Genomic DNA, 15,191 nt, shown 5'->3' on the forward strand with positions numbered 1-15,191 from the left:
GCGCTGATTCAGGGTTTACACTGTGCTAGTAGCAATCACTGCGGCAGTTGTTTCGATCAAAACAGTGTATCAAAAGTAAAACGCTTTAGTCTTTTTGCAAGTGGCTTAATGGCAGCGCTGTGGTTTTTTTAATTTCTTTCAAAACGAAACTCGATTGTGCGTCTTGCACTCCGGGATGAGAAAGCAAGGTGTCGAGCACAAAATGCGAGAATGCGTTCATATCGGTGAAAAAGGTATGCAGCAAGTAATCGGTTTCGCCGGTTAGCGCAAAGCAACTCAACACTTCCGGCCAGCTTTGCACTGAAGCGGCGAAGTTATCGCGTGCTTCGCTGGCTTTGTTAATCGAGACACGGATGAAAGCTTGCAACCCGAGCTGCACCGCTACGGGCGACAACAGCGCTGCGTATTGACGGATGATGCCGGCATCTTCAAGTTGTTTGAGGCGGCGTAGACAAGGTGAGGGAGAAAGGGCAACGCGCTCTGAAAGCTCTACGTTGGTCAAGCGCCCGTTTTCCTGCAAAACTTGTAATATTTTAAGATCGGTTTTATCAAGCGTGATGGTTTGTGCCATAGTTTCATCCTTTTTTCTTTTGGTAGAGAGTGTAAGGTTGACTATATGATAATTTTTTTTAACGCACAATAGTTTAAAAAAAATTTTTTTTTAAAATTATATGGTTTCCCTTTGATGAATCGGATACAAACTGCTTGTCGGGTGTTAAGGAGAAAACGGTATGGCGTATTCAAGCGCTTTTTGCAGGAAAACCTTGCCTGCTGGTGGGATTCCCGCCATAATCTAAAGGTGTGCAGGAGAGTGTTACCGCTGATTACATGTAACCGCCGAAGGCGCAGAAACCCTTAAATCGCTCAGGCAAAAGGACTGTACACGTTTAAAATATCTGGAGAGCGGCGCGGCTGCGCCCACCGAAGGGGAAAAGACGGTTTCGTCGAAAATCTCAGGTTCAAGGACAGATAGGGTCGCGTATGCACGTGCAACGCCATCCTTAATCTATGGAGAATCGAGAATGACTGCCTTGAAGACCACCCCGTTCAACCAAGCCCATAAAGCAGCCAACGGCAAACTGATTGATTTTGCCGGCTGGGAGCTTCCCATCCACTACGGTTCGCAAATTCAGGAACATGAAGCCGTACGCACCGATGCCGGCATGTTCGACGTATCTCATATGCTGGTAACCGATGTTACCGGAGCGCAAGCCAAAGCATTTTTCCGCAAACTGATCGCCAATGATGTCAACAAACTCGGTTTTACCGGTAAAGCCTTGTATTCTGCCATGCTCAACGATAACGGCGGCGTGATTGACGATTTGATCGTTTACCGCACGAACGAAGCTGAAACCAATTACCGTATTGTTTCCAACGGCGCGACCCGAGAGAAAGATTCTGCCCAATTTGCCAAAATCGGCGCTGAATTCGGCATCAAACTGACTCCGCGTTACGATTTGGCCATGTTGGCCGTTCAAGGCCCCAAGGCTGTTGAGAAGCTGTTGAAAGTGAAGCCTGAATGGGCGGAAACGGTTAATAATTTGGCGGTATTTCAAGGCGCAGACTTGGGGAACGACTGGTTTGTCGCACGCACCGGTTATACCGGCGAAGAAGGCGTGGAAGTGATTCTGCCGGGCGCGGAGGCCAATGCGTTTTTTACTGCTTTACGCGAAGCCGGCGTGCAGCCTTGCGGCCTTGGTGCGCGAGATACCTTGCGTATGGAAGCCGGCATGAACCTTTATGGTAATGATATGGACGATAACGTCAGCCCGCTTGAAGCCGGTATGGCTTGGACGGTGGATTTGAAAGACGAAGCCCGTGATTTTGTCGGCAAAGCCGCTTTATTGGCGTTGAAAGCGAAGGGTGTGGCCGTCAAACAAGTCGGTTTGCTGCTTGAGAAAGGCGGGGTTTTGCGCGACCATATGGAAGTGATTACGGACGCTGGCAAAGGCGTGACGACCAGCGGCGTATTTTCGCCAAGTTTGAAACAATCCATCGCCATTGCCCGCGTGCCTAAAGCTTTTGAAGGCGCTGCGGCAAAAGTGGTGATACGTGGCAAAGAAGTTGATGTGCGCGTGTTGAAGCTGCCGTTTGTGCGGAACGGTAAAAAGCAATTCGATTGATTAACGCGGTTTTTATTTTTCAGACAGGCATTCTCCCAGGCATCGATGCCTGCCTGAAACTGATTCCGATTTGATAAAATTTTGCAGAAACCAAAGCAATGTGAGAATATCAAAATGTTTACGGTATAAGCACTTGCTTCGTATTTCTCAAACTGAGTTTACCCGAAAGAGGCCCGATTGGTTCAGACAGGCATTCCGATTCGGCATCTGTTTCGGGATGATTAACCTGTTTCAATATTGAGGGCCGCCGCCCCATTCCCCAACCCAATGGAGACCAAACCATGAGCAATATTCCAGCCGAATTAAAATATGTATCCAGCCACGAATGGCTTCGCCTTGAAGATGACGGTACCGTAACCGTCGGCATTACTGAACACGCGCAAGAATTGTTGGGAGACATCGTTTTTGTCGAGCTGCCCGAAGTGGGTGCCAGCTTGGTGGCCGAGGAGCAGGCCGGCGTGGTGGAATCGGTGAAAGCGGCTTCCGATGTATACGCGCCGATTGCCGGCGAGGTGGTGGCAGTGAACCAAGCATTGGCCGACGCTCCGGAAATGGCCAACAGCGAGCCTTACGGTGAGGGTTGGTTTTTCCGAATCAAACCGGCCAACGCCGCCGACCTCGACAGCTTGCTGACTGCGGAGCAATACGCAGAAGAAATTGGTTAACTTATCGCCTTAATATTAAAAAAGCCTGTCTGAAAATGTTTTCAGACAGGCTTTTTAGTTTTGCGGTTTTTCTTCCGTTCGGCTTATTGAATACTATAGCCTTTCAGATATTGGATGCGTTCACGGGTCATGCGGGTGCTGCATTGCAGTTGCAGGTATTCTGCCTGCTGCATGTCGTTGGCGCGGGCAGCGGCTTGGCGGCAGCTGTTGTTTTTCTGGTTAATCCAGTCGCGTTGTTCGTTTTGCAGCTCTTTGCGTATGGTCTGATCCATGCCGTTCCATAATTGGTTGATGTCTCGATCGGCTGCGTTGTTGTTGCTGCGTGCTTGATCCAAATCGATGGAAGAAGGGCCTTGTTGAGACTGGCTTCCTTCCGGAGTAATGATTTCGGTTGCCGGCTCGGCAGATTGCGGCGGTGTGAAGACGGATGAAGCACTGTTGTTTTCTAAAATGCTTTGAGGATCGTCAAGCGGAGGAGAGGCGGGTTCTTCAGTTTGGGCTTCGCCGTTTAGCTGGCGTAGTGCGTCTTCTCGGGCAACCGGTTTGCCGTCAATCAATACGTAGTTTTTCACGCCGTAGGGCAAGAGCAATACAGCCAGTGCGTCTGCGGTATTGTTGATGTCGTCAATCAGGTTGACGTTGATGCCTTTTTCTCCGGGTTCTGCTTTGTAACGCAGGGTTTGGCTGAATACGCCATTGCCGTTGTAGGCGAGTTTGCCTTCACCGGTATGGCTCTGCAAGAGGCTGTTGATGTCTTGCTTGCCGTAAATCAGCGGAGCGTTGGCGTGTGCGGCTTGTAAGACTTCATAAGGTACGGTTACGCTGAGTTGGCCGGAACAAACGGGGTTGGCATCATCCGTGAGAGCGGCGTTGTCGAGCGTGATATTCAGCTCGCTACCCGCTGCAATGATTTTGTCGGCATCGGTGTATTGGCGGTTGTCGTTTTGGGCGAAATTACGCGCTTTTTGTTTGATGGATTCTTGAATCAGATTACGTACATTTTGCGTTACGGCAGGGTCGTTACATGTAAGTTGGGTGTTCTGCTTGGGTTTGTCATCGCCGCAGGCAGCCAGCGAGGCGGCAATCAGGGAAAAGGTCAGCAGTTTTTTGTACATGAGTGTCTTTCGTTAATGAGGAATGCGAAGGAAAGCGGGGTATATCATAGCAAAAGCACCGGTAACGGTTAAGTCGTTTGCCGGTGCTTTTCGGTTTGCTTGCGGATTATTTGAGGAAGTTTACAAAACCCGTCAGGATAAACGTGTTGATGATGTCAACGAAGAAGGCACCTACCATCGGTACAATCAAAAATGCTTTGTGTGATGGGCCGAAACGTTCGGTAATCGATTGCATATTGGCTACTGCGGTTGGCGTGGCGCCTAAGCCGAAGCCGCAATGTCCTGCTGCTAATACGGCGGCGTCGTAGTTGCGGCCCATGAATACATAGGTAACGAAGGTTGCATATATAATCATAACCAAAGTTTGAACCAATAGAATAATGGTTACGGGGCCTGCTAAGCCGGCCAATTCCCATAGCTTGAGGTTTAATAATGCCATAGCGAGGAAGAGGGAAAGGGAGGCGTTGCCAAATACGTCGATTGCCCGGTCAAACATATTGAATTTGAATACCGAGGTAAGGATGTTGCGCAATACGACACCGGAAAATAAAGCCCAGACGAATTTGGGAAGGTCAAGATAATAGGCTTTTAGATATTCTTTATCTAGGCCATCCATGATTTCCGCTACGGACAGGCATAGTGCGAACATTGCGAGTGTTTCTATGGCTGAATTGGCGGTAATCAGGCGGGTTTGGTCGGCATGCTCGAAAATGTTGTCTGTAGTTTTATCCGGATCATCGTCGCTCAAGTTGAGATTGGTTGCCTCTAAGGCCTCCTTATCCAAGGGTTTGCGTCCGAGCTTGTTAATCAGGCGGCGCGCTACGGGGCCGCCGATTAGGCCGCCGCTGACCAAGCCGTAAGTTGCGGATGCCATACCGAGCGCGGTGGCACCGACGATGCCGTAGTGTTTTTCGAAATCAGGGCCCCAGCCGCCTGCCGTGCCGTGGCCGCCGGTGAGGGTGATGGAGCCGGTAATCAGACCGATTAGGGGATCAAGCCCCAGCATACTGGCCAAGCTTACACCGACTAAGTTTTGAATCAGAATGAAAAAACCGACAATGGCTGTAAATATAATCAGTGGGCCTCCGCCTGCTTTTAAGCGGGAGAAATCGGCAGTCAGACCGATAGATGTGAAGAAAATCAGCATGAATGCATCTTGTAGCGGTTTTTCAAACTTGAAACTGACACCGTAAAACGAATGCAAGGCATACAAGATAACCGCCGCGACCAAGCCTCCAGCAACCGGTTCGGGGATGTTGAAATCTTGTAGAAATTTAACTTTACTAACCAACAATTTGCCAAACAGCAAAACGATGGTCGCGGCAATCAGAGTGTAATAACTGTTGAATACCCATTCCATAAGTTTCTTCTTTCTTAACTGAATAATGTTATTAAAAAACGGCTCTCTGAGAAGCGGCATGCAAATTGATGATATTTTAATTTAAAATTGCATTTTGATTTTTGAGATATTTTCTACTAATGAATGCCTGTCTGAAAACATTTTCAGACAGGCATTATACATAATAAGCGCGTTTTGTATGCAACCGTTGTTTGAAAAAAGCCCGGATGTGTTCCGGGCCTGATTGGATAAAGGCTTGATTTTCAACCTTATAGAGAATAGTACATTTCGAATTCCAAAGGATGAGGCGCCATGCGGATGCGTTTGACGTCTTCTTCTTTGAAGGCGATGTAGCTGTCGATCCAGTCTTTGCTGAATACGCCGCCGCGGGTCAGGAATTCGTGATCGGCTTTCAGTGCTTCGAGTGCTTCTTCTAAAGAGGCGCATACGGTCGGCACCAAAGCATCTTCTTCCGGCGGCAGGTCGTACAGGTTTTTGTCTGCCGGATCGCCCGGGTGGATTTTGTTTTGGATGCCGTCAAGACCGGCCATCAATAGCGCGGAGAATGCCAAATAGGGGTTTGCCATCGGATCGGGGAAGCGGGCTTCGATGCGGCGAGCTTTACTGCTGTTTACGGCCGGAATACGGATGGATGCTGAGCGGTTTTTAGCAGAATAAGCCAATTTGGTTGGTGCTTCGAAGTGCGGTACCAAACGTTTGTAAGAGTTGGTTGACGGATTGGTCAGTGCGTTCAGCGCTTTGGCGTGTTTGATGATGCCGCCGATGTAATAAAGCGCCAATTCAGACAAACCGGCATAACCGTCGCCGGCAAACAGGTTTTGGCCGTCTTTCCAGATGGATTGGTGTACGTGCATGCCGCTGCCGTTGTCGCCCATAATCGGTTTGGGCATGAAGGTGGCGGTTTTGCCGAAGTTGTGGGCAACGTTATGGATGATGTATTTCATATCCTGAGTCCAGTCGGCGCGGCGTACCAAAGTGCTGAATTTGGTACCGATTTCCATTTGGCCTGCCGTAGCAACTTCATGGTGGTGTACTTCAACCGGAATGCCGATTTCTTCCAACAGATTAACCATGGCCGAACGCAAATCTTGGCCGGAATCCACCGGTGCAACCGGGAAATAGCCGCCTTTTACGAAAGGACGGTGGCCGGTATTTTGACCGTCGTAATGTTTGCCGCTGCTCCATGCGGCTTCTTCACTGTGGATTTTGTAGCGAGTGCCGCTCATGTCGGTTTCAAATTCAACACCGTCGAATACGAAAAATTCAGGTTCGGGGCCGAAGAAAGCGGTATCGCCGATGCCTGATGATTTCAGATAGGCTTCGGCGCGTTTGGCGATGGAGCGCGGGTCGCGGTCATAGCCCTGGCCGTTGGCCGGGTCGATTACATCGCATGTGATAACGACGGTAGCGTCGTCATAAAAAGGGTCGAGGTAGGCAGTGCTGGGGTCGGGGCGAAGCTGCATATCTGATGCCTGAATGCCTTTCCAGCCGCCGATGGATGAACCGTCAAACGCTTGACCGTTTTCAAACCAGTCTTCCGGATCTTCCAATACAATGCGGGCCGGCACGGAAACGTGCTGTTGTTTACCTTTGGTATCGGTAAAACGCAAATCCACGAAGCGCACTTCATTGGCTTCAATTAGTTGTACAACATCTTTAACAGACATGCTGCTCTCCATATACATTTATAATCTGAATGAAATTAATCCGGCCTGCGCGGCGGGAGTGGGGTGCTCCGCAGATTGTTCCAGAGCGGGTTTTCGGTGTCAATATAAATAGATTTTGTAAAATTGTCAACAATTAGAATATTTAGACTATCTGAGTTAATTAATAAGCTGAAAAATAAATACTTATTTGCTGAGGATACGTTTGCCGACTTTGGATTGGTGCAATTTAAGTAATCGGAATTCAAAGGGATTAGCAATCTTAATCCAAGCTGATTTGCAGAAGCCTGTCTGAAAGAACGAGTAAACCCTTTCAGACAGGCTTCATCTTATAAGATGTTTGCTCCATAATAATAAAATTTGGCTCAACGCAGAAATATCATGACAACCGCACATTATGCCGTGTTCGGCAACCCGATTGCCCATAGCAAATCTCCTGAAATCCATCGAAAATTTGCAGAGCAGGAAGGGGCTGATATCGAATATCGGCGGATTTTTGCTGAGCCCGGGAGCTTCGGGCAAGCGGTCGCTGAGTTTTTTAAACAAGGCGGGGCAGGGGCCAATGTAACCGTGCCTTTTAAAACCGATGCGTACCATTGGGTTGACGAGCGCTCCCCTCGAGCAGCCGTTGCCGGTGCGGTCAATACTTTGATTCTCCTGTCTGACGGCCGTATCCGAGGAGACAATACCGACGGTGTAGGTTTGGTTAACGATATCGTGCAAAATCACGGCGTTGAATTGACTGGAAAACGGGTTCTCTTATTGGGTGCGGGCGGCGCCGTACGCGGCGTGATTCAGCCTTTGCTTGAGCAAAGGCCGCTTAGTCTTAGCATTGCCAACCGCACTTTTGCCAAAGCAGCAATGCTTGCTGCCGAAACCGATATTGAAGCGGTAGAATTAAACCGGTTGCCTGAAAATCACTACGACATCATTATAAACGGCACCTCCGGTAGTTTGAATGGGCAGGTGCCCGATATTAAAGCTGCTGTTTTTGGTGCCTGTGCATTGGCATACGATATGGTTTACGGTAGTGAGCCTACTGCTTTCATGCAGTTTGCCCGGCAAAACGGAGCGCGGCAAACCGCCGACGGTCTTGGCATGTTGGTGGCGCAGGCTGCTTTTTCTTATCAACTCTGGCGCGGGTTTACTCCCGATATCCGCCCCGTTATCGAATGGATGCAGAATGGGTATCGTTAAATGGCTGCTGGCTCTGCCGGTTGCCGCGTTTATTTTGTTCAACGCATATGTGTACGGCAATATTCTGACTTACCGTGCTGTCGCGCCGTCGCAAACTGCTTTTATGAGTATGCGAATGGATGAATACCATGCGGCAGGCAGAGCCGTCTCGTTGGATTACCGTTGGGTTCCTTATGATCGGATTTCAGTTAATTTGAAAAAGGCACTGATTGCTTCGGAGGATGCCAATTTTGCTGCGCATGAAGGTTTTGATTGGAATGGCATCCGCTATGCTATGAAACGCAATCAGCAAAGTGGGGCAGTAAAAGCCGGCGGTTCCACTATCAGCCAACAATTATCGAAAAACCTGTTTCTCAGCGATTGGCAGAGTTATGTTCGCAAAGGCGAAGAGGCAGCCATTACCGCCATGATGGAGGCGACGACGGATAAAGACCGCATTTTTGAACTTTATTTGAACATAATTGAATGGGGGCACGGCATTTTTGGTGCGGAAGCGGCATCGCAGTATTTCTTTAAAAAAAGCGCCGCCAACCTAACCAAGCAGCAAGCCGCCTTGTTAACAGCACGCGTGCCTGCCCCGCTTTTTTATGCTGATAACCCGAAAAGCAAGCGCTTGCGCGGAAAAGCCAATATTGTCTTGCGCCGAATGGGATCCGCCGAATTGCCGGAGTGAGGATTAATTATATGATGGCGGTAAAATGACACGGGTTAGAGGTAAAAATAGAACAAGGTGCTAAAGTAAGAATGCTCTAACTGATTGCGGGTAATAACATAAATTTTTATTGAATATGATGTTTCAGTAAGTAGGAATGATTAAGCTATGCCTGTCTGAAGAATATTCAGACAGGCATAGCTTATGAATATTAAAACATTTACCTTGTTTTGCAATTTTAGTAAAATTTTAAATATGCTATTAAAGAATACGACATAAATGCCTGAATTTTAGCATAGACACACGACATTTTTCAGAATAGAGAGCTTAAAACATATACATTAATCGCTGTTTTATTAATCTGTAAAAATCAATGAAATGGGCGTTATTTCTATCGCATAATGATGGGATGATTTTTTAAAAGGAATTACAAATTCTTTGATTAGTTGCACACTAATTGTTTGAAAGATCTGAATTAAGTTTAAGAAGGGGAAAATGCAAAGCTTGAATAATTTACAGCGCAATTATCGTGCGCATCGACATACTTATCCCGAACCATTCCGCTTGCGTATTCATCGTGCTCTGAGTTGGCTAGGAAAAGCGCAGGTTGAACTTTCGGAGGATATGGGGCTGTCTGAAAAAGATTTGGATACAGGCTTTATCATATTATGGATAGCATTCAATGCCGTGTATGCTAAAGATACTGAATTATTGTCGATTGGTGATCGTGGCAGTTTTCGTGATTTCCTTAATACAATTTGCCGTTTGGATAATGAGAAGCGGCTTTACAGTTTAGTATGGGGCAAGTTTTCAAGCAGTATCCGCCTATTGTTGGATAACCGTTATGTGTTCCAGCCGTTTTGGGATTTTCACAACGGTAAAATTAGCGAAACTGTTTGGTTAGATCAGTTTTCTAAAGCCAAGAAAAAAGCACATCGTGCTTTGGTGGAACAGGATACAGAATCTGTGTTGTCTGTGGTGTTTGACCGGCTCTATACTCTGCGCAATCAGATTGTGCATGGTGGGGCTACTTATGCGAGCTCTTCGAATCGTCGGCAATTACAGGATGCTTGCGCATTTTTGGGAGAATGTGTCATGTTGATTGTAGAAGTGATGTTGCAATATCCAGACCATCAGATTTGGGGAAAACCGTTTTATCCGTATGTAAAAGAGGATTGAACTTGAAACTGTTTACTCGTAACGAGAAGTTGTCATAGTGCGGAAAAATACGAGAACATAGGATTGATCTGTTGGTAAATATTTTGCACAAGGATGATGGAGTATCTTAATTCAGGGCTAATTTGATTATGAGCTTATTGTTGAATATATCAAAAGATTTTCTGAAATAAAAGCTGTCAGATTTCCGGGTAATTTGCTGGGCCTTCCTTGAAAAGTTCTTGTCATTTTCCTTACGCTGATTGAATAGATTTGTTTTACACGGTAAACTTCCACTATTAAATTTTTTTATGGTAATCATTCAAAATGAATGTCGCTTTCGATGCCAAATCTGCGCGGCTTGATGCGCTTGCCTTGCAAATCCATACGGGTGATCTCGGTGAGCTGGATCAGGCGCTCAAGCAGCGTGCCGTCCAGTATAAAGAATTGAATATGCCGTTATTGTTGGATATGCAAGACTTTGATACGCCGAATGATCTGAATATTGACGGAATCGCTTCGTTAATTCGCAGTCATGGTTTGGTTTTGGCGGGATTGCGCCATGAAAATGATCATTGGAGTCAGGTTGCGAAGAAACACGGCTTGCCGTTTTGTCAGGCCGAAGGTAATGCTCATGCGGGTACTTCCGTTGTTATGCGGGCACCTTCAGAACCTACCATAGAACCGACGGAGTCGCCGGCATCGGCTCCACCTCAGGCTACCGTCATCAGCAATCCGACTGTATTTGTTTCCTCGCCCATTCGCTCGGGGCAGCAGGTTTATGCTGAAAACGGCGATTTGATTGTTACCGGCTTAGTCAGTAAAGGTGCGGAACTGATTGCCGATGGCAATATCCATATTTACGGCCCGATGCGAGGGCGTGCGTTGGCAGGGGCGGGTGGCAACCGGGATGCCCGTATATTTATCCATTCGATGCAAGCCGAGCTGGTTTCGGTTGCCGGTATATATCGGACTTTCGAGCAGGATCTGCCTGAGCATCTCAACCATAAGCCCGTACAAGTATACTTACAAGACGACCGTTTAATCATTAGCGCCATTGAAGCGGATTGAGCGGTGCTATGATTATGCAATCAACATTTTAAATAAATCGAAACAGAAGGAATTCCCGTGGCAAAAATTATTGTAGTAACTTCAGGTAAAGGCGGCGTAGGAAAAACCACTACCAGCGCCAGCATCGCAACCGGTTTGGCTCTGCGCGGTCATAAAACCGCCGTAATTGATTTCGACGTCGGTTTGCGTAACCTTGACCTTATCATGGGCTGTGAGCGCCGTGTAGTATATGATTTGATTAATGTGATTCAAGGCGAAGCCAATCTGACTCAAGCATTGATTAAAGATAAACACTGCGACAACCTGTTTATTTTGCCTGCTTCTCAAACACGCGACAAAGACGCTCTGACCAGAGAAGGTGTAGAAAAAGTTTTGACCGAATTAACTGAGAAGATGGGTTTTGAATATGTAATTTGCGATTCACCGGCCGGTATTGAGACCGGAGCGCTGATGGCGCTTTATTTTGCCGATGAAGCCATTATTACCACCAACCCGGAAGTTTCCAGCGTGCGCGACTCCGACCGGATTCTCGGCATTTTGGGTAGCAAAAGCCGTAAGGCGGAGCAGGGGGAAAGCGTTAAAGAGCATCTGTTGATTACCCGTTATTCGCCCGAGCGTGTAGAAAAAGGCGAAATGCTTTCCGTTCAGGATATTCAGGATATTCTGCGCATTCCTTTAATCGGTGTGATTCCCGAATCGCAAAATGTGTTGCAGGCTTCTAATGCCGGTGCGCCTGTTATCCACCAACAAGACGCTATTGCCGCCGAAGCTTACAAAGACGTGATTTCCCGCTTATTGGGCGAAAACCGTGAGATGCGCTTTCTGGATGCCGAAAGAAAAGGCTTCTTCAAACGCCTGTTTGGAGGTTAATTCATGGCTCTAATTGATATTTTGTTCGGCCGGAAACCCAAAACCGCCCAAATCGCACGGGATCGTCTGCAAATCATTATCGCGCAGGAGCGTGTGAAAGATCAGGCGCCGGATTACCTGCCGACTTTGCAGAAAGAATTGATGGAGGTTTTGTCGAAATACGTTAATGTATCATTAGACGATATTCGCATTTCTCAAGAAAAGCAGAACGGCCTTGATGTGCTCGAATTAAACATCACGCTGCCCGATCAAAAAGACCCGAAAAAAGAAAGTTAATACACATGACCTTGACCGAATTACGTTACATTGTTGCCGTGGCGCAAGAGCGACACTTCGGTCGCGCTGCCCAGCGTTGTTTTGTTAGTCAGCCGACACTTTCTATCGCGATTAAAAAGCTGGAAGAAGAGCTGGCTGTATCTTTGTTCGACCGCAGCAGCAGCGAGATTATCACTACTGACGCGGGCGAACGGATTATCGCGCAGGCCAGAAAAGTGTTGGAGGCGGCGGATGTTATCAAACATCTTGCTACCGAAGAACAAAATGAGTTGGAAGGTCCACTCAAGCTCGGGCTGATTTTTACCGTGGCGCCTTATCTTTTGCCAAAATTGATTGTGGCCTTGCGCAGCACCGCGCCTAAAATGCCGTTAATGCTGGATGAAAACTATACCAACCCGCTTACCGAGTCGCTCAAACGCGGTGATTTGGATGCCATTATTGTGGCGGAGCCTTTCCATGAGCCGGGCGTGGTCAATCTGCCGTTGTATGACGAGCCGTTTTTTGTGATTGTGCCTAAAGGACATCCTTTTGAAGAACTGGATGCAGTGAGTACTCACCAGTTGTCGGAGGAGCGAGTGCTTTTGCTAACCGAAGGCAACTGTATGCGTGATCAGGTGTTGGATAGTTGTTCTGATTTGGCTTCCCGACAGAAAATTCTCGGCTTGACCAATACGCTGCAAGGCAGTTCTATCAATACCATCCGCCATATGGTGGCCAGTGGTTTGGGTATCAGCGTTTTGCCTGCTACGGCCTTAACTGAAAACGACCATATGTTGTTCAGTATTATTCCGTTTGAGGGAGAGGCGCCCAGCCGGCGCATTATTCTGGCTTACCGCCGTAATTTTGTACGCCCTAAAGCGCTTGCCACCATTCGCCAGGCGATTTTTCAATCTAAGTTGGCTGGTGTTCATTTTTTGCACAATGCGTAACCTGATTTTTCTGCCCGAATTATTCGGGCATTTTTCATAATTTATGTTGTTCAGTATTGCTTTTATTGTTGCCGGCGCGGCGATAGGTTCTTTATTGCGCTGGTGTTTGGGCATTTGGCTTGCCCAGACGGTTAGTTGGCTGTCGTTTGGCACTTTGGCGGCGAATTGGATCGGTGCGTACTTAATTGGTGTGTTTGCTGCTTTGTTTGCCCGTTGGCCAGAAATGAGCCCGAACGTGCAGCTTTTTCTGATTACCGGTTTTCTCGGCAGTTTAACGACTTTTTCAGGCTTTTCTTTGGAAGTGGTCAATATGCTGCAGGCGCAGCGATGGGGTGCTGCCTTGCTGACGGCCGGATTGCATTTGTTCGGCTCTTTATGCTGGACGATACTGGGGATGATGACGGTTGCGACTTTGAGAAATATTACGTAGTTATCGCCTGTTTTTTAAAAAAGCCTGTCTGAAAGCTGCTATGGAGTGGCTTTCAGACAGGCTTTTACTTTGCGAACCGGTTTTTTAAGCTTCGGTAACGGATTCTCGTGCGAAGGTTTTTTCGCAGTAATGGCATTTCAATCGCGTGCTGCCTTGGTGTTGCCGCACGTAAAAACGGCTGGTTACCGGCTCGCCGTGGCTGGCGCAATTGGCATTGGGGCATTGGAACACTTCGCTGATGGTTTCCGGCAGTTGAAGTTGCAATTTTCTAACCACTTTGAAGCGTTCGATAACGTTGACCGTTGCTTCCGGGGCGAATAAGGCCAAGCGGTTGGCGGCCTTTTCATCAAACCATACATCTTTGATTTTGATAATGTCTTTATGGCTGTAGCTTTTGCTCGGCAGGTTGAAGCCTACGGTTACGGCGCTACCGTAATCAAGTAATTTGAATTGACGCAGGATGGTTAAACCCAGTCCGGCGGGAATGTGGTCGATAACGGTGCCGTTTTCGATGGCTTCGACGCTGAGTTGTTTTTGACCCATATTGGCGCTCCTTATATTTCTTCGTTCAGAATCAATGACAAAATGGCCTGGCGGGCATAGACCCCGTTGGTTGCCTGTTGGAAATAATAGGCGTAAGGCGTCGGGTCAACATCGGGGTGGATTTCGTCTACGCGCGGCAGTGGATGCAGGATGCGCAGGTTGGGCTTGGCATGCGCAAGCATATCGGCGCTTAAGTTGAATTTACCTTGGATTTTGGCAAATTCTTGCTCGTCGAAGCGTTCGCGCTGTACGCGGGTCATGTAGAGGATGTCTGCCCATTCGATGGCGCTTTCCAAATCGGGCAGAATTTCATAGGTGCAGCCTGCTTCGTCTAATTCTTCGGTGATGTAAGCCGGCATGGCGAGGCTTGGCGGGGAGACGAATGCGAAGCTACATTTCCAGCGTTTGAGCGCTTGTGCAAGGGAGTGTACGGTGCGGCCGTATTTCAGATCGCCTGCCATGGCGATTTTTAAGTTGCTTAAAGTGCCTTGTGTTTCGTAAATCGTAACCAAATCCAAGAGGGTTTGGCTTGGGTGTTGGTTGGTTCCGTCGCCGGCATTGATGACCGGAACCTGGGAAAATTCGGCCAACACGCGGGCAGCGCCGTCTTTAGGGTGGCGCTGGATAATGGCATCGGTGTAGCTGGAAATGATGCGGGCGGTATCGGCCAGCGTTTCGCCTTTTTTGGCGCTGGTGTTGGCGCCGTCGGCAAAGCCGATGACTTTACCGCCGAGGCGCTGTACGGCCGTTTCAAAGGAAAGGCGGGTGCGGGTGGACGGCTCGAAAAAGCAGGAGCCGATAAGCTTGCCTTCCAATAAATGGTCGCACGGCTCGGCTTTCAGCTTGAGCGAAGTGTGCAGCAGCAATTCGAGCTGTTCGGTGGAGAGATCGGAAATGGAAATCAGGTTTTTCCGGTATAAAAGATTGGCCATTGGCATTCCTTTTCATAAAGCGGGAAACGGATTGGCACGGGCAGGGCGGCGTGGCCGTAAAAAAACCCGTTTTACCAAATAAAACGGGCTGTTTACGGCAGCGTTGTTGCGGCTGCTCGGCTGAGTGATGCGGTATGGGTTATGGGTTGCATGATGATTCCGTTGCAAATTGTTTGGCGTGATTATCGCATAAACGATGCCTGTCTGAA

The 15,191-nt window shown here is 48.0% G+C and carries 18 protein-coding genes and 1 riboswitch; of the genes, 10 read left to right on the forward strand and 8 right to left on the reverse strand.

Going from position 1 to position 15,191, the window contains the following annotated elements; all coding sequences use genetic code 11:
* Positions 1–85 precede the first annotated feature (85 nt).
* Entirely contained in the window at positions 86–571 is a 486-nt protein-coding gene (locus tag Q4A84_RS06285) for an Lrp/AsnC family transcriptional regulator (protein WP_303088079.1), read from the reverse strand.
* Between the two features lie 223 nt (positions 572–794).
* Positions 795–890: riboswitch (glycine riboswitch) on the forward strand.
* Positions 891–1,022: 132 nt separating this feature from the next.
* Between Q4A84_RS06285 and gcvT the strand changes: the two genes are divergently transcribed.
* A complete protein-coding gene (gene gcvT, locus Q4A84_RS06290) occupies positions 1,023–2,123 on the forward strand; it encodes a glycine cleavage system aminomethyltransferase GcvT (protein ID WP_303088080.1) in 1,101 nt (366 codons plus the stop codon).
* A 118-nt stretch (positions 2,124–2,241) separates the two neighbouring features.
* On the opposite strand, the gene Q4A84_RS06295 is transcribed toward gcvT, so the two are convergent.
* Positions 2,242–2,406, reverse strand: coding sequence for a hypothetical protein (locus tag Q4A84_RS06295; protein ID WP_303088081.1), 165 nt, complete (start codon positions 2,404–2,406; stop codon positions 2,242–2,244).
* Here Q4A84_RS06295 and gcvH point away from each other — a divergent pair.
* Entirely contained in the window at positions 2,405–2,788 is a 384-nt protein-coding gene (gene gcvH / locus Q4A84_RS06300) for a glycine cleavage system protein GcvH (RefSeq protein WP_303088082.1), read from the forward strand. The two genes, Q4A84_RS06295 and gcvH, sit on opposite strands and share 2 nt — an antisense overlap.
* Positions 2,789–2,871: 83 nt before the next feature.
* Here the strand turns inward: gcvH and Q4A84_RS06305 are convergent, their stop codons facing one another.
* The 3 genes from Q4A84_RS06305 to glnA all read right to left on the reverse strand — a co-directional run bounded on the left by Q4A84_RS06305 (position 2,872) and on the right by glnA (position 6,930).
* On the reverse strand, positions 2,872–3,903 hold the full coding sequence (locus Q4A84_RS06305) for a lysozyme inhibitor LprI family protein (RefSeq protein ID WP_303088083.1): 1,032 nt from the start codon (positions 3,901–3,903) through the stop codon (positions 2,872–2,874).
* Between the two features lie 106 nt (positions 3,904–4,009).
* A complete protein-coding gene (gene gltS, locus Q4A84_RS06310; RefSeq protein ID WP_303088084.1) occupies positions 4,010–5,263 on the reverse strand; it encodes a sodium/glutamate symporter in 1,254 nt (417 codons plus the stop codon).
* Between the two features lie 248 nt (positions 5,264–5,511).
* Positions 5,512–6,930: a type I glutamate--ammonia ligase gene (gene glnA, locus Q4A84_RS06315; protein ID WP_303088085.1), complete on the reverse strand. Its 1,419-nt coding sequence runs from the start codon at positions 6,928–6,930 to the stop codon at positions 5,512–5,514.
* A 378-nt stretch (positions 6,931–7,308) separates the two neighbouring features.
* On the opposite strand from glnA, the gene aroE reads away from it, so the two are divergent.
* The 8 genes from aroE (at position 7,309) to crcB (ending at position 13,507) form a co-directional block, all read left to right on the forward strand.
* Positions 7,309–8,124 carry a shikimate dehydrogenase gene (gene aroE, locus Q4A84_RS06320; RefSeq protein ID WP_303088086.1) on the forward strand — a complete coding sequence of 272 codons (816 nt, stop codon included), beginning with the start codon at positions 7,309–7,311 and terminating at the stop codon, positions 8,122–8,124.
* Positions 8,111–8,797: a monofunctional biosynthetic peptidoglycan transglycosylase gene (gene mtgA, locus Q4A84_RS06325; RefSeq protein ID WP_303088087.1), complete on the forward strand. Its 687-nt coding sequence runs from the start codon at positions 8,111–8,113 to the stop codon at positions 8,795–8,797. The genes aroE and mtgA overlap by 14 nt, the downstream gene beginning before the upstream one ends.
* Positions 8,798–9,271: 474 nt before the next feature.
* Positions 9,272–9,955 (forward strand): HEPN domain-containing protein, encoded by a 684-nt coding sequence (locus tag Q4A84_RS06330; RefSeq protein WP_303088088.1) that lies wholly within the window; start codon positions 9,272–9,274, stop codon positions 9,953–9,955.
* 303 nt (positions 9,956–10,258) lie between these two features.
* The gene (gene minC, locus Q4A84_RS06335; RefSeq protein WP_303088089.1) at positions 10,259–11,002 is read left to right on the forward strand and encodes a septum site-determining protein MinC; all 744 of its coding nucleotides are present in this window, start codon (positions 10,259–10,261) and stop codon (positions 11,000–11,002) included.
* A 57-nt stretch (positions 11,003–11,059) separates the two neighbouring features.
* Positions 11,060–11,872: a septum site-determining protein MinD gene (gene minD, locus Q4A84_RS06340; protein WP_303088090.1), complete on the forward strand. Its 813-nt coding sequence runs from the start codon at positions 11,060–11,062 to the stop codon at positions 11,870–11,872.
* A 3-nt stretch (positions 11,873–11,875) separates the two neighbouring features.
* On the forward strand, positions 11,876–12,148 hold the full coding sequence (gene minE, locus Q4A84_RS06345; protein ID WP_303088091.1) for a cell division topological specificity factor MinE: 273 nt from the start codon (positions 11,876–11,878) through the stop codon (positions 12,146–12,148).
* A gap of 5 nt (positions 12,149–12,153) precedes the next feature.
* Positions 12,154–13,077 (forward strand): hydrogen peroxide-inducible genes activator, encoded by a 924-nt coding sequence (locus Q4A84_RS06350; RefSeq protein WP_303088092.1) that lies wholly within the window; start codon positions 12,154–12,156, stop codon positions 13,075–13,077.
* 43 nt (positions 13,078–13,120) lie between these two features.
* Positions 13,121–13,507 (forward strand): fluoride efflux transporter CrcB, encoded by a 387-nt coding sequence (gene crcB / locus Q4A84_RS06355; RefSeq protein ID WP_303088093.1) that lies wholly within the window; start codon positions 13,121–13,123, stop codon positions 13,505–13,507.
* 84 nt (positions 13,508–13,591) lie between these two features.
* Here crcB and pyrI read toward each other — a convergent pair whose 3' ends face one another.
* Genes pyrI through Q4A84_RS06370 form a run of 3 tightly spaced genes read right to left on the reverse strand, consistent with a single transcriptional unit; the run spans position 13,592 to position 15,150 of the window.
* Positions 13,592–14,050 carry an aspartate carbamoyltransferase regulatory subunit gene (pyrI, locus tag Q4A84_RS06360; protein ID WP_303088094.1) on the reverse strand — a complete coding sequence of 153 codons (459 nt, stop codon included), beginning with the start codon at positions 14,048–14,050 and terminating at the stop codon, positions 13,592–13,594.
* A gap of 11 nt (positions 14,051–14,061) precedes the next feature.
* Positions 14,062–14,982, reverse strand: a complete 921-nt coding sequence (gene pyrB, locus Q4A84_RS06365; RefSeq protein WP_303088095.1) for an aspartate carbamoyltransferase — start codon at positions 14,980–14,982, stop codon at positions 14,062–14,064.
* A gap of 12 nt (positions 14,983–14,994) precedes the next feature.
* Positions 14,995–15,150, reverse strand: a complete 156-nt coding sequence (locus Q4A84_RS06370) for a hypothetical protein (protein ID WP_303088096.1) — start codon at positions 15,148–15,150, stop codon at positions 14,995–14,997.
* Positions 15,151–15,191 lie beyond the last annotated feature (41 nt).

The organism is Neisseria sp., from assembly GCF_030527965.1.
GTDB lineage: Bacteria > Pseudomonadota > Gammaproteobacteria > Burkholderiales > Neisseriaceae > Neisseria.

Excerpts from the sequence above, each read along its gene's own strand:
- Q4A84_RS06285 (WP_303088079.1), bottom strand. The coding sequence starts at position 571 with ATGGCACAAACCATCACGCTTGATAAAACCGATCTTAAAATATTACAA.
- gcvT (WP_303088080.1), top strand. The coding sequence starts at position 1,023 with ATGACTGCCTTGAAGACCACCCCGTTCAACCAAGCCCATAAAGCAGCC.
- gcvH (WP_303088082.1), top strand. The coding sequence starts at position 2,405 with ATGAGCAATATTCCAGCCGAATTAAAATATGTATCCAGCCACGAATGG.
- Q4A84_RS06295 (WP_303088081.1), bottom strand. The coding sequence starts at position 2,406 with ATGGTTTGGTCTCCATTGGGTTGGGGAATGGGGCGGCGGCCCTCAATA.
- Q4A84_RS06305 (WP_303088083.1), bottom strand. The coding sequence starts at position 3,903 with ATGTACAAAAAACTGCTGACCTTTTCCCTGATTGCCGCCTCGCTGGCT.
- gltS (WP_303088084.1), bottom strand. The coding sequence starts at position 5,263 with ATGGAATGGGTATTCAACAGTTATTACACTCTGATTGCCGCGACCATC.
- glnA (WP_303088085.1), bottom strand. The coding sequence starts at position 6,930 with ATGTCTGTTAAAGATGTTGTACAACTAATTGAAGCCAATGAAGTGCGC.
- aroE (WP_303088086.1), top strand. The coding sequence starts at position 7,309 with ATGACAACCGCACATTATGCCGTGTTCGGCAACCCGATTGCCCATAGC.
- mtgA (WP_303088087.1), top strand. The coding sequence starts at position 8,111 with ATGGGTATCGTTAAATGGCTGCTGGCTCTGCCGGTTGCCGCGTTTATT.
- Q4A84_RS06330 (WP_303088088.1), top strand. The coding sequence starts at position 9,272 with ATGCAAAGCTTGAATAATTTACAGCGCAATTATCGTGCGCATCGACAT.
- minC (WP_303088089.1), top strand. The coding sequence starts at position 10,259 with ATGAATGTCGCTTTCGATGCCAAATCTGCGCGGCTTGATGCGCTTGCC.
- minE (WP_303088091.1), top strand. The coding sequence starts at position 11,876 with ATGGCTCTAATTGATATTTTGTTCGGCCGGAAACCCAAAACCGCCCAA.
- Q4A84_RS06350 (WP_303088092.1), top strand. The coding sequence starts at position 12,154 with ATGACCTTGACCGAATTACGTTACATTGTTGCCGTGGCGCAAGAGCGA.
- crcB (WP_303088093.1), top strand. The coding sequence starts at position 13,121 with ATGTTGTTCAGTATTGCTTTTATTGTTGCCGGCGCGGCGATAGGTTCT.
- pyrI (WP_303088094.1), bottom strand. The coding sequence starts at position 14,050 with ATGGGTCAAAAACAACTCAGCGTCGAAGCCATCGAAAACGGCACCGTT.
- pyrB (WP_303088095.1), bottom strand. The coding sequence starts at position 14,982 with ATGGCCAATCTTTTATACCGGAAAAACCTGATTTCCATTTCCGATCTC.